Source organism: Polynucleobacter yangtzensis (assembly GCF_001595965.1).
Lineage (GTDB): Bacteria > Pseudomonadota > Gammaproteobacteria > Burkholderiales > Burkholderiaceae > Polynucleobacter > Polynucleobacter yangtzensis.
The window spans coordinates 9,770-22,615 of record NZ_LOJI01000035.1 but is presented as its reverse complement, the minus strand read 5'-3'; the positions used below and the strand labels follow the sequence as shown (position 1 = coordinate 22,615).

Annotated in this window: 10 protein-coding genes; 6 read left to right on the top strand and 4 right to left on the bottom strand. The window is 45.3% G+C overall.

Annotated elements, in window-relative coordinates; all coding sequences use genetic code 11:
* The first annotated feature begins 34 nt into the window (after positions 1-34).
* Both JaK3_RS06920 and JaK3_RS06915 read left to right on the top strand, forming a co-directional pair.
* Entirely contained in the window at positions 35-1,777 is a 1,743-nt protein-coding gene (locus JaK3_RS06920) for an IlvD/Edd family dehydratase (protein ID WP_068322635.1), read from the top strand.
* A gap of 15 nt (positions 1,778-1,792) precedes the next feature.
* Positions 1,793-2,245: a DUF4442 domain-containing protein gene (locus JaK3_RS06915; RefSeq protein ID WP_068322632.1), complete on the top strand. Its 453-nt coding sequence runs from the start codon at positions 1,793-1,795 to the stop codon at positions 2,243-2,245.
* 28 nt (positions 2,246-2,273) lie between these two features.
* On the opposite strand, the gene JaK3_RS06910 is transcribed toward JaK3_RS06915, so the two are convergent.
* The 4 genes from JaK3_RS06910 to JaK3_RS06895 form a co-directional block, all read right to left on the bottom strand.
* Entirely contained in the window at positions 2,274-3,011 is a 738-nt protein-coding gene (locus JaK3_RS06910; protein WP_068323673.1) for a lysophospholipid acyltransferase family protein, read from the bottom strand.
* A 68-nt stretch (positions 3,012-3,079) separates the two neighbouring features.
* Positions 3,080-4,054, bottom strand: a complete 975-nt coding sequence (locus tag JaK3_RS06905; RefSeq protein WP_068322629.1) for an NAD(P)H-dependent flavin oxidoreductase — start codon at positions 4,052-4,054, stop codon at positions 3,080-3,082.
* The gene (locus tag JaK3_RS06900; RefSeq protein WP_068322625.1) at positions 4,051-5,727 is read right to left on the bottom strand and encodes a long-chain-fatty-acid--CoA ligase; all 1,677 of its coding nucleotides are present in this window, start codon (positions 5,725-5,727) and stop codon (positions 4,051-4,053) included. The genes JaK3_RS06905 and JaK3_RS06900 overlap by 4 nt, the downstream gene beginning before the upstream one ends.
* Before the next feature lie 143 nt (positions 5,728-5,870).
* Positions 5,871-6,611 (bottom strand): outer membrane protein, encoded by a 741-nt coding sequence (locus JaK3_RS06895; protein ID WP_068322622.1) that lies wholly within the window; start codon positions 6,609-6,611, stop codon positions 5,871-5,873.
* A 247-nt stretch (positions 6,612-6,858) separates the two neighbouring features.
* Here JaK3_RS06895 and JaK3_RS06890 point away from each other — a divergent pair, with 247 nt between their 5' ends.
* The 4 genes from JaK3_RS06890 to JaK3_RS06875 form a co-directional block, all read left to right on the top strand.
* On the top strand, positions 6,859-7,497 hold the full coding sequence (locus JaK3_RS06890; RefSeq protein ID WP_068322619.1) for a TetR/AcrR family transcriptional regulator: 639 nt from the start codon (positions 6,859-6,861) through the stop codon (positions 7,495-7,497).
* Positions 7,498-7,526: 29 nt separating this feature from the next.
* Positions 7,527-9,314: an acyl-CoA dehydrogenase C-terminal domain-containing protein gene (locus JaK3_RS06885; RefSeq protein WP_068322616.1), complete on the top strand. Its 1,788-nt coding sequence runs from the start codon at positions 7,527-7,529 to the stop codon at positions 9,312-9,314.
* A 10-nt stretch (positions 9,315-9,324) separates the two neighbouring features.
* Positions 9,325-11,766: a 3-hydroxyacyl-CoA dehydrogenase/enoyl-CoA hydratase family protein gene (locus JaK3_RS06880; RefSeq protein WP_068322613.1), complete on the top strand. Its 2,442-nt coding sequence runs from the start codon at positions 9,325-9,327 to the stop codon at positions 11,764-11,766.
* 17 nt (positions 11,767-11,783) lie between these two features.
* The coding region (locus JaK3_RS06875; RefSeq protein WP_068323670.1) for an acetyl-CoA C-acyltransferase at positions 11,784-12,846 on the top strand (1,063 nt) is incomplete at its 3' end.

The following is a 12,846-nucleotide window of genomic DNA, read 5'->3' as shown; positions in this document are numbered from 1 at the left end:
CCAAAAGAACACTAAAAAGAGAATTGAGACATTCATGAGTAATAAACCAAAAGACCCTGCAGAGAGCGGTTTACGCAAAGGCTTAACTAGCTATGGCGATAAAGGATTTTCTTTATTCCTGCGCAAAGCTTTTATCAAGGGTGCCGGCTATACCAATAGTGCATTAGATCGCCCTGTTATTGGCATCATTAATACTGGTAGCGCATACAACCCTTGTCACGGCAATATGCCGCAACTGCTTGAAGCAGTAAAACGTGGCGTTATGTTAGCTGGTGGTTTGCCAATGGAATTTCCAACAATCTCCATTCATGAAAGTTTTGCGGCTCCTACCAGCATGTATTTACGCAATTTGATGTCGATGGACACCGAAGAAATGTTGCGTGCACAGCCGATGGATGCCGTTGTCATGATTGGTGGTTGCGATAAAACTGTACCTGCACAAATGATGGGTGCCGCTTCCGCAGGACTGCCAGCAATCCAACTGATTACGGGATCAATGTTGACTGGCTCACATCGTAGTGAACGTGTTGGCGCCTGTACTGATTGCCGCCGTTATTGGGGTAAGTTCCGCGCTGGTGAAATTGATGAAGTAGAAAAAGATGAAGTGAACGATCAGCTTGTCGCCAGCGTAGGTACATGCTCTGTCATGGGTACCGCCAGCACTATGGCTTGCATATCTGAAGCGCTTGGCATGACTGTTCCTGGCGGCGCCACCCCTCCAGCTGTTACGGCTGATCGTATCCGCGTTGCTGAAGAAACTGGTACTTGTGCGGTGAAGATGGCCAAAGAAGGTTTAACCATAGACAAAGTACTCACTGCAGATGCTTTTGAAAATGCTATGCGTGTATTGCTAGCGATTGGAGGATCAACGAACGGTATTGTTCACCTTGCCGCCATTGCTGGACGCATGGGATTAGAGATCGACTTAGATGCTCTCGATAAGATGGGCGACGAGACTCCGGTTCTGGTTGATTTAAAACCCTCTGGCGATCATTACATGGAAAACTTCCATGACGCAGGCGGCATGACTACCCTACTTCGCGAACTTAGGCCTTTGCTGAAGTTAAATGCCATGACCGTATCGGGTAGAACTCTAGGCGAAGAAATTGATGCTGCACCGCCGAGCTTCAAACAAGATGTAGTTCGCCCCTTTGATAAGCCTATCTATCCACGTGGCAGCATTGCCGTATTGCACGGCAACCTTGCTCCTGGCGGCGCGATTATTAAACAATCAGCAGCAAATGAAAAACTGATGGAGCATGAAGGTCGAGCCGTAGTATTTGAGGATGCCGCTGATTTAGCTAACCGCATTGATAGTCCAGAATTAGATGTCACGGCTGAAGATATTTTAGTGCTCAAGAATATTGGGCCAAAAGGTGCTCCTGGTATGCCTGAGGCTGGTTATATTCCGATCCCAATGAAATTGGCACGTGCAGGCGTGAAAGACATTGTGCGTATTTCTGATGGACGCATGAGCGGTACCGCTTTTGGCACGATTGTGTTGCACGTCACACCTGAATCTGCGATTGGCGGGCCTCTAGCTCAAGTACGTAATGGCGATCGCATTCGCTTAAGTGTTAAAAATCGTGAGATAAGCCTTTTAATTTCTGATGAAAAATTAGCTCAGCGCATGAAAGATAACCCCATCACCCCACCAACAGCTGAGCGAGGATATAAAAAGCTTTTTTTGGATACCGTTACTCAAGCAGACCAAGGTGTTGACTTTGATTTCTTGAGGGCAGCCAAGATGGTTGGCAAGACTCCTCAGTCTAAGTAAAGGTTAAAGACTGTGATGAATGCAAATCTTTTGCGTAAGGGCATGAATATATGGCCCCCATTCTTGGGTGCAGGCATTGCCGTAGAAAGTATTTCTAAAGATTTTCGTCATGCCAAAGTGCGCTTAAAGCATGGTCTTTTAAATCGCAATATCCTGGGAGTTCACTTTGGCGGAAGTCTATTTGCGATGACTGACCCCTTCTTTATGATGATGGTGTCTCAGAATATTGGTAAAGGCTACATTGTTTGGGATCAAGCAGCCAAAATTGAATTTCTTAAGCCTGGCAAGGGGCCCGTGCATGCCTCCTTTGAACTGACTCAATCACAAATTGACGAGATTATTAGTGCCGCAGAGTCTGGTAATAAGGTGTTAAAGGACTTTGTAGTGGATGTTAAGGATCGCGAAGAAGATGTCGTTGCGCGTATTACAAAGACTCTGTACATCCGCAAGAAGATCAAGAAAAGCTAAGGTGTATTTTTAGCTTTTTGTTACTTATTTAATTGCTATAAGCAGGCGCATCAAGTCTGCGCATCTCACCCTCAATCCAAGCCTCTACCTCCAACTGCAACTGCTCTTCAGTTTTACCCTGAACGGAAATGACCGGCCCAATTGAAAGCGTAATCAAACCAGGGTGCTTAAGAAAGGTTTTTCTTGGCCAAATGGCACCTGAGTTTTGTGCGACTGGCAGAATATCGGTTTGCGTACTAATGGCAAGACGTACGCCACCTTTGCGATAAGGCTTAAACGATCCTCGAGGAGTGCGAGTACCTTCTGGAAAAATCGCAATCCATCTACCCTCTTTTAGTACCACCTTACCCTGAGCTGCAACAGCTTCTCTGGCATTTTCTCGATCGCCACGATTGATATGAATCATACGCAATGAAGCTAATGCCCATCCAAAGAATGGCACATACAAAAGCTCCCTTTTAAATACAAAACAGAGTTCCTTTGGAAATATCGATAGATAAACAAACGTCTCCCAGGCTGATTGGTGCTTACCCAGAATAATTAATGGCTTATTAGGATCTTGGGGAATATGTTCCAACCCCTTGATTTGGGAGTGGATGCCACAAAGCAAAAATAAGGCTCGCTGAATTAAACGGCACCAGGCCACACCCATGTTGTAGCGAGTACGAATTCCAGTAAATGGAATGACCAAAATAATCGCAGTCGCAAAAATGGTGACTGATGTAAAGCCGAATAGGTAAAACAGTAGTGAGCGTAGCCAAAGAATCACGATGAGCAGTTAATTAGGCAAGACAGTTGAGGGAAATATAATTTCCTCATTATATTAGGCAAATTTTAGGAGGCTAAGCGCTTCTTTGCCGCCTGATACTCACTCTCGAGTTGATCCATGATCTGAGCAACCGTGGGTACCCCGTCTATAAGACCTACGCCCTGACCTGCACCCCAAATATCTTTCCAAGCTTTAGCGCTAGAACCATCTTTACCCGCTTGCGAGAGTTTGGCAAACGCTTGCGGATCACCATCTGGAAGATTGGCTGGATCTAGGCCGGCATTAATGATGCTCTGCTTAATATAGTTGCCATGAATGCCTGTGAAATGATCCGTATAGACAATATCGGCGGCTTGTGCAGTCACAATGGCTTGTTTATATTGCTCGCTCGCATGCGCTTCTTGACTGGCAATAAAGCGAGTCCCCATATAAGCAAAATCAGCACCCATTGCCTGTGAGGCCAATACTGCATCACCCGTTGAGATTGCCCCAGAAAGAATCAGTGGGCCCTGGAATATCTTTCTTACTTCCCCTACCAGTGCAAATGGAGACAATGCACCGGCATGGCCTCCTGCTCCAGCAGCGACCAATATCAAACCGTCCACACCCGCCTCTAAAGCCTTTTCAGCATGGCGAATATTAACAACATCATGCAAGACAATGCCGCCATAGCTATGTACGGCATCAATAATCTCCTTAACAGGAGCCCTCAGGCTAGTGATGTAAATCGGAATGCGGTGCTTTACACAGGAATACATATCCTGTTCTAGTCGTGCATTGGAAACGTGAACGATTTGGTTAACCGCTAATGGCCCAACCTTAGAATTTGGATTGGATTTCTGAAAATCCGCCAACTCACTCTGGATTTGAGTTAACCAATCATCCAGCATCTCTTGTGGTCTGGCATTTAAGGCTGGGAACGATCCCACAATACCTGCCTTGCATTGCGCAAGGACGAGCTCTGGATAGCTCACAGTGAACATCGGTGCCGAGATGACCGGCAATCGAAGCCCTTGCAATATTTTAGGGATATGACTCATAGATCCCTGAGCTCACGTCTTAAAATTTTTCCAACATTGGTCTTCGGTAAATCGTTACGGAAGACAATGTGCTTGGGGCGCTTGTAGTTGGTGAGATTTTCTTTGCAATACGCCAAGATAGTCTCCTCCGATAAATCAGGGTCCTGCTTAACGATAAACGCCTTTACTGCCTCACCAGAATCCTCGTCTGGTACACCAATGACAGCGCATTCCAATACACCCGGAATGAGCGATAGCACTTCTTCCACTTCATTTGGATACACATTAAATCCAGAGACAAGCACCATGTCTTTCTTGCGATCCACAATCTTGGTTAGGCCATCTGCATTCATGATGCCGATATCGCCCGATCTAAAGAAGCCGTCAGCCGTCATCACATTCTTAGTTTCTTCGGGCTTATTCCAATAGCCAGCCATCACTTGTGGGCCCCGAATACAAATCTCGCCTGGAGTACCAAACGGCACTTCTATGCCATCATTACCCAAAATAACGACCTCAGTACCAGGGACTGGCAAGCCAATGAATCCGGTGAAACTCTCGATCAATGCAGAATTAACGCAAGCGACTGGAGAGGTCTCTGATAGACCATAACCCTCAGCAATAGGAGCACCAGTCATTTTCTGCCACTGATCAGCAACCACTTTTTGCATTGCCATACCGCCGCCGATGGTTGCCAAAATATTAGGGAACTTTACTGAAGCAAATTCTGGCTTATGCATCAAGGCATTAAATAAAGTGTTTACTCCAGGGAAGATGTTGATATCTGGATGCTTCTTCAATAACTTAATGAAGCCATCAAAGTCACGTGGATTGGGCACCAAAATTAAAAGGCCGCCCTTGCGCATTCCCATAAGCGCACATGCTGTTAAAGCAAAGATGTGATAGAGCGGTAATGCGCACAAAAAGACTAGCTGGTCTACCTGCTTACGTTTCAATCCTGGCTCTAACCATAAGTCCGTCTGAATAACGTTGGACAGAATATTTTTATGCAGCAGAATGGCGCCTTTAGACAACCCAGTGGTACCACCGGTGTATTGAAGGAAAGCAATGTCATTAAGAGTTGTATTAGGTCTATTCCATTTATGGCGACTACCCTCACTTAAAGCCTGAATAAACAAAATGTGACCAGGCAATTGCCATGCGGGTACTAACTTCTTAACATTGCGCACCACGAAGTTAACGATTGCACCTTTAACGCCAATCATCTCACCCATTGATGTGACGATAGTTTTCTTCAAGGGTACGTTTGCAGCAATTTGCTGATAAACGTGTGCAAAATTTTCAAGAACGATTAGGGCTGAAGCACCACTATCTTTTAATTGGTACTCCAGCTCACGCGCCGTATAAAGCGGATTGACATTAACCACAACAAAACCAGCGCGCAATACACCTAAGATCGCAATCTGAAATTGCATCACGTTAGGTAGCATGATGGCAACTCGAGACCCTGGCTCTAAGCCTAAACTTTGTAAGTAGGTGGCAAAATGTCTGGAGTGCTGATCAAGCTCGCTATAAGTTAAAAACTTACCCAGATACTCACATGCTCGGCGATTTGGATAGCGCTCAAAGCATTCTTCGAACATGTCCAACAATGAATCATATTCTGAGATGTCAACATCATGAGGAACGCCCTCAGGATAGTTTTTTAACCAAGGTTTTGTGGGATTAACCATGTAGTTATTTCCTGTCTCGATATATTTTTATTTGTAGTCAGATTATTAAATCTGCATGACTCATTCTAAGCACTGCTAGCAATTAAATCCAAAAGAAAAAGCCCTCCAAGAGCAGAGGGCTTTAACTGAACAATTTGCAACGATTAGAAACGGTAGCCTACACCGATGAGAATTTCAGCAGCATTTGCGCTAACTGGTTGAGAGATAGCAACGCCATTGCTTGAGGTCGTAGACGCAGTTGTTTGACCGAAAGAGGCGTACTTAACCTCGCCGAGCATATAGAGTGAATTGGTAACCATTTGCTTGTAGCCAAGACCTACGGTGTAACCCGTTAGGTTAACGGTGTTGTAAGCAATGACCGGGCTAGATAAACCAACAGTTGTACCTGCATACCCTAACATCATATAGGCCATCTTATCCTTATCAAAGGCATAACCAGGATTTACGGTAATGGAATAAACATTCTTCAGCTGATAGGAAGCTACCGTGCTAGACAGAGTTCTACCACTCAATGGCCCAAGAGCAGGATTTACTGGAGCATTGACATTAAGTTGACCTGTAGCCGATGAACTTGCTCCTGGAGCATATGAGGCGCCAAGCCCAACTAACCATGACTTATCGACAGCAAAGTTATAGCCAAGAGCAAGAACAGCTACACCGGTATTTAAGTTATTAACATTTGATGCAGTTGTGTTTGCCGTTACTGGGAGGCCGGGCACTCTTGCGGTACCATTATTAATGGTAGGGGTTACAGTGGCATATCCAACGCCAACTTGACCGTAAGCACCTTCCCATGGATTTGTTTTGGCCGACTGTGCATGAGCACTAGTAGCAAATGCAGCTGCCAAAGCCAAAACCAATGCACTAATCTTTACTGTTTTCATATATCTTCCTATTTTTGATTCTTCTAATTAATCTGAAACAACTGGATGAATCTTAATTAGTTTTAATTTGATTTGTATCTCGGGTTTTCCCTTTATTTATTTTGCGATGCAACAAATAAATTAGTCCTACGGGCAGTAAGCATTCTGTAGTGCTTATTTGACGTGGGTTGTGGGTTGTAGGATATTGCTGTAATATAAACGAACGATCGTATTATTTTTACAACAATGAAGGCAATTATTGATACCCATGCTTGATACAAGGTCTACCTCTGCGGCTTTATCTACTGAGTCCAAAAAGGGTTTAACTACAAAATCAACGATTTTGCAGGCCGCCCTCAATATAGCCAGCAAATCGGGGCTTGATGGAATTACGATTGGTCACTTAGCCGACTTGGTTGGCATGAGCAAGAGCGGTGTCTTTGCCCATTTCGGCTCCCGCGAAGAACTGCAGATTGAAGTGATACGCAAGTACTACCAATACTTTGCTGATAGCGTATTTGCGCCAGCACTCACCAAACCTAAGGGCCTGCCGCGTTTACGTCAAATGATTGATTCATGGCTGAAGATCGGTGTTGGTGAGAATACTTCCAGCTGCTTCTTTATTGCGGGCGCTGCTGAGTTTGACGATCGTCCTGGAATTGTACGTGATGAATTGGTACACAGCGTTGAAGACTGGCGCTCCGCCCTGCTTCGTGCCATCAATGAATCCATTGCAGAAGGACACCTCAAGAAAACCGTTGTTCCCCAAGAAATGCTCTTTCATCTCTACAGCATTGTGTTGGGAGCGCATCACGATTCAAGATTTCTGCAAAACCCAAAGAGCTTGGCACTAGCAAATAAGCTCATTAAGAATATTTTTCTCAATCACCAAGCAATCACCAAATAACTTTCATTTTTATCAAATCTGGAACTAATATGCCTCAATACAACCCACCACTCCGCGACATTCAATTTATAATTCATGAGCTACTAGATGCTGGTAAGGAGTTTTCTAACCTACCAGCCTATCAAGATGTTGATAAAGACACAATGAATCAAATCATCGAGGAAGCCGGTAAGTTCGCTAGCGAAATTGCTTTTCCTTTGAATCAGATTGGCGATAAGGAAGGATGTACACGCCATGATGATGGATCGGTCACAACACCCACTGGCTTTAAGCAAGCCTACGAGCAATATGTTGCCGGTGGTTGGCCCGCCCTATCTTGCGATCCCCAGTATGGTGGGCAAGGATTGCCGCAATTACTCAATACCGTTCTTTATGAAACCCTGAACTCTGCAAATCAATCTTGGACGATGTATCCAGGCCTATCGCATGGTGCCTACGAGTGCTTGCATGCCCATGGTACTGACGAACAGAAAAAAACCTATCTTGAGAAATTAGTATCTGGTCAATGGACTGGAACAATGTGTTTAACTGAACCACATTGCGGCACTGATCTGGGCTTACTTAAAACCAAAGCTGAACCTCAAGCTGATGGTACTTACGCTATTACCGGAACAAAGATCTTTATTTCCAGCGGAGATCATGATCTTGCTGAGAACATTGTTCATCTTGTTCTTGCACGGTTACCGGACTCACCTATCGGCAGCAAGGGCATCTCCTTGTTTGCGGTACCGAAGTTTCAGATTGGGTCAGATGGTTCTGTTGGCAAGGCTAATGCTGTTTCCTGTGGATCTCTTGAACACAAGATGGGTATCCATGGTAATGCCACTTGCGTCATGAACTTTGACGGCGCCATTGGCACCCTGGTGGGAGAACCTCACAAAGGTTTAAATGCTATGTTCGTCATGATGAATGCGGCTCGCCTTGGTGTAGGCATGCAAAGTCTTGGATTAACCGAAGTAGCTTATCAAAACTCAGTTGTCTATGCAAAAGAGCGTTTACAGATGCGCAGCCTCACCGGAGCGAAAGCGCCCGAAAAGGCGGCAGATCCGATTATTGTTCATCCAGATGTACGCAGAATGCTATTGACTCAAAGAGCTTATGCAGAAGCTGGTAGAGCATTCTCCTACTGGGTAGCTCTCATGATCGATATCGAACTCAATCATCCAGACGAGAGCGTTCGCAAAGAAACAGGTGAGATGGTTGCCTTGCTCACTCCAATTATTAAAGCGTTCTTGACTGATAACGCTTTTGAAGCCACCAATGAAGGCATGCAGGTTTTTGGCGGCCATGGTTACATTGCCGAATGGGGTATGGAGCAGTATGTGCGTGACGCTCGCATCAATATGATCTATGAAGGCACCAATACGATTCAATCACTGGATCTTTTGGGTCGCAAAGTACTTGGTGATATGGGTAAAAAACTTACCAAATTTGGAAAGATTATCGAAAAGTTCATTGAGGATGAAGGCGTCCGCAAAGAAATGCAGGAGTTTATTGACCCCCTTTCTGATATCGCCGTTAAGGTTGAAAAACTCACCAAAGAGATTGGCATGAAAGCCATGATGAATCACGAAGAAGTAGGCGCCGCTGCTGTTCCCTATTTACGTGTAGTGGGTCATCTGATTTACTCCTATTTATTTGCACGCATGGCCAAAATTGCACTTGCCAATAAATCTAGCAACGATCCTTTTTATCAAGCGAAATTGGCCACTGCTCGCTTTTACTTTGACAAACTCCTGCCTGAGACTGCGATGCTGATTCGTCAAGCACGCGCCGGCTCCAAATCATTGATGGCAATGCCAGCTGATTTCTTCTGAAAGATGAACTATGAGTGAAAACAAGATTATTAAAAAAGTAGCCATCCTGGGTGCTGGCGTCATGGGTGCACAGATTGCTGCTCAATGTATTAACGTCGGGTTACCAGTTGTCTTATTTGACCTACCAGGAAAATCTGATGATGGCAAACCAGTTCATAAAAATGTGATAGCCCTTAAGGCCATTGAGAATCTTAAGAAACTCAAGCCTGCCCCTTTAGGGCTTGCGAGCGATGCCAATTTGATTCAGGCGGCTAACTATGAAGATGACTTGGGGTTGTTAGCTGAATGTGATCTCATTATTGAAGCGATTGCAGAGCGTTTGGATTGGAAGCATGCTCTCTATGAGAAAGTCGCCCCGCATATTCCTGCGCATGCGCTCTTTGCTACCAATACCTCTGGTCTACCGATTGGTGAGCTTGCTAAAGGCTTCTCAGGCGACCTAAAGAAACGCTTCTGCGGTGTTCACTTCTTTAACCCACCGCGCTACATGCATTTACTCGAGCTCATTCCTGCTGCCGATACTGATCCAACCGTTTTGGATGCGCTAGAGACATTTATGACCTCCACCATGGGTAAAGGCGTGGTCAGAGCTAAAGACACGCCAAACTTTATTGGTAATCGCGTAGGCGTGTTCTCAATTCTGGCGGTCTTTGCTGAAGCGCAAAAATTTGGTCTGGGGTTTGATGCGGTGGATGCAATCACTGGCAGTAAACTCGGTCGCGCAAAATCAGCTACCTTTAGAACTAGCGACGTTGTTGGCTTAGATACCATGGCTCATGTGATCAAAACCATGGAAAACTCCTTACAAGAGGATCCCTTCTCCACTCTATTTAAAATTCCAGAGGTAGTAACCCAGCTTATTGCCAAAGGCGCTTTAGGTCAAAAGACAAAGGCAGGCTTTTATCGTAAAGATGGCAAGAATGTTCTTGTCTTGGATGCCGCTTCCGGTGAATACAAACCTTCTACCGCAACCATTGAGCCTCTAATTGAGCGCATTCTGAAAAAGCCAATTGCTGAGCGCCTTGAGTTACTTCGTGATACAGATGAACCTCAAGCGCAATTTTTATGGGCGATTTATCGTGATATCTTCCACTATTGCGCGATCCACTTAGCTGACATTTCTCAATCAGCTCGTGAAATTGACTTTGCGATGCGTTGGGGTTATGGCTGGGACAAAGGCCCTTTTGAAGACTGGCAAGCAGCTGGCGTAACGCAAGTTGCCAACTGGATCAAGGAAGATATTGATGGCGGCAAAACACTCAGCAAAGAACCCTTACCTGCATGGCTATTTAGTGGCCCTGTAGCTGAGAAACAGGCATTTCATACGCCAGAAGGGTCTTGGTCTGCTTCTGAGAATAAATACGTACCTCGCTCAAACTTACCTGTATATCAAAAGCAAGTATTTAGAGCGCCCCTCTTGGGTGATGGATCTCCTGATCCCAAAACTGCTGGCACCACCATCTACGAAAACCCAGAACTGCGTGCCTGGATTGACCAAGCTCAACCTGATGTATTGATCGTTTCATTTAGATCAAAGATGAATACTATCAGCCCTGATGTACTCAATGGCATTCAGAAAGCAGTTGAAATTGCAGAAGCTAACTACGAGGGCCTAGTAATCTGGCAACCTAGCTCACTTAAGCTTGGTACCCCTGGCGGTCCATTCTCTGCTGGTGCAAACTTAGAAGTAGCAATACCAATGGCTATGGAAGGCGGCCCCGCTGGAGTTGAGCCGTTTGTAAAGCTATTCCAAGATACGATGATGCGCGTGAAGTACTCGCAGGTTCCTGTCATTTGCGCAGTATCCGGCATTGCACTAGGTGGTGGCTGTGAATTAGTAATGCAATCTGCTCGTAGGGTTGCAGCAATCGAAAGCTATATTGGCCTAGTTGAAGTCGGCGTTGGCTTATTGCCAGCCGGTGGCGGACTCAAAGAAGCGGCTATTCGTGCGGCACAAGGTGTAGCACTTGCTGGTAATACCAACTACTTAGATTTCACAAAAGCTTCTTTTGAAAATGCTGCGATGGCAAAAGTTTCATCATCTGCTCAAGATGCTTTGAAGATGGCTTACCTACAAAAAGGTGACATCATTGTTCCCAATGTTTATGAGTTGTTGTCGCTTGCGCAAAATCAAGTCAAAGCCATGCGCTATGCAGGCTATAGACCCCCTATTCCGGCTCTTATTCCGGTAGGCGGACGTTCAGTAGCTTCAACAGTGATGGGTCAAGTAATCAATATGCGTGATGGCGGTTTTATATCTGAGCATGATGCATTTATCGCCAAGAAGATTATTGACATCATTAGTGGTGGCGATGTCGATGCTGGAACTCTTGTGACTGAAGAGTGGTTGCTCAAGCTAGAACGTCAAGCATTTGTTGAGCTTATTGGTCATCCAAAGACCATGGAACGCATTATGGGCATTTTGCAAAACGGCAAGCCGGTTCGTAACTAATTTACTGAGATATCACTATGAAAAATATCCAAGACGCATATATCGTTGCAGCCACCCGCAGTGCCGTAGGTAGATCCGGACGAGGGGCATTAAAAAATACTCGACCAGATGATTTACTTGGCAATGCTCTACAACATATCTTGACGCAAGTACCTACTTTAGACCCCAAAGCAATTGAAGATGCCATTATTGGTTGCGCCATGCCAGAAGCTCAACAAGGCTTGAATGTTGCTCGAATTGGACTTCTCCTCGGCGGTCTGCCCAATACTGTTGGTGGCATTACCGTCAATCGCTTCTGCTCTTCTGGCCTAAATGCAATTGCTATGGCTGCAGATCGCATTCGGGTTGGCGAAGCTGATGTCATGATTGCGGGTGGCGTAGAGTCAATGAGCATGGTTCCTATGGGAGGCAATACGCCATCTATGTCACCAGAGATCTTTGTGGGGGATGAAAACATTGGCATAGCATATGGCATGGGCTTAACTGCTGAGAAAGTTGCGCAGCAATGGAAGATCAGTAGAGAAGATCAAGATGCCTTTGCTTTTCAATCGCATCAAAAAGCGATGGCCGCTCAAGCTGCTGGCGAGTTTAATTCTGAAATCTTCCCAGTTAAAGTGGCTCATCGCTCAATGAACCTAGATAAAGGTCAAGTTGATGTTCAATGGCGTGAGTTTTTGAAGGATGAAGGTCCGCGCGTTGATACCTCACTCGAAGGATTGGCAAAACTCAAATCTCCATTTGCCGCAAGGGGAAGCGTTACAGCCGGCAATAGCTCTCAAACCTCTGATGGAGTTGGCGCACTGATTCTAGCTAGCGAGAAAGCCATTAAAACCTTTGGACTCACACCTTTAGCTCGATTTGTAAGCTTTGCTGTTAAAGGTGTAGCGCCAGAAATCATGGGTATTGGACCTAAAGAGGCAATTCCTACTGCTTTAAAACTTGCAGGTTTAAATCTACAGGATATGGACTGGATAGAATTGAATGAGGCTTTTGCAGCTCAGTCTTTAGCAGTCATTCGCGATCTTGGTTTAGATCAAACCAAAGTCAATCCGCTAGGAAGTGCCATTGCCCTTGGTCATC

Excerpts from the sequence above, each read along its gene's own strand:
- JaK3_RS06920 (WP_068322635.1), top strand. The coding sequence starts at position 35 with ATGAGTAATAAACCAAAAGACCCTGCAGAGAGCGGTTTACGCAAAGGC.
- JaK3_RS06915 (WP_068322632.1), top strand. The coding sequence starts at position 1,793 with ATGAATGCAAATCTTTTGCGTAAGGGCATGAATATATGGCCCCCATTC.
- JaK3_RS06905 (WP_068322629.1), bottom strand. The coding sequence starts at position 4,054 with ATGAGTCATATCCCTAAAATATTGCAAGGGCTTCGATTGCCGGTCATC.
- JaK3_RS06900 (WP_068322625.1), bottom strand. The coding sequence starts at position 5,727 with ATGGTTAATCCCACAAAACCTTGGTTAAAAAACTATCCTGAGGGCGTT.
- JaK3_RS06895 (WP_068322622.1), bottom strand. The coding sequence starts at position 6,611 with ATGAAAACAGTAAAGATTAGTGCATTGGTTTTGGCTTTGGCAGCTGCA.
- JaK3_RS06890 (WP_068322619.1), top strand. The coding sequence starts at position 6,859 with ATGCTTGATACAAGGTCTACCTCTGCGGCTTTATCTACTGAGTCCAAA.
- JaK3_RS06885 (WP_068322616.1), top strand. The coding sequence starts at position 7,527 with ATGCCTCAATACAACCCACCACTCCGCGACATTCAATTTATAATTCAT.
- JaK3_RS06880 (WP_068322613.1), top strand. The coding sequence starts at position 9,325 with ATGAGTGAAAACAAGATTATTAAAAAAGTAGCCATCCTGGGTGCTGGC.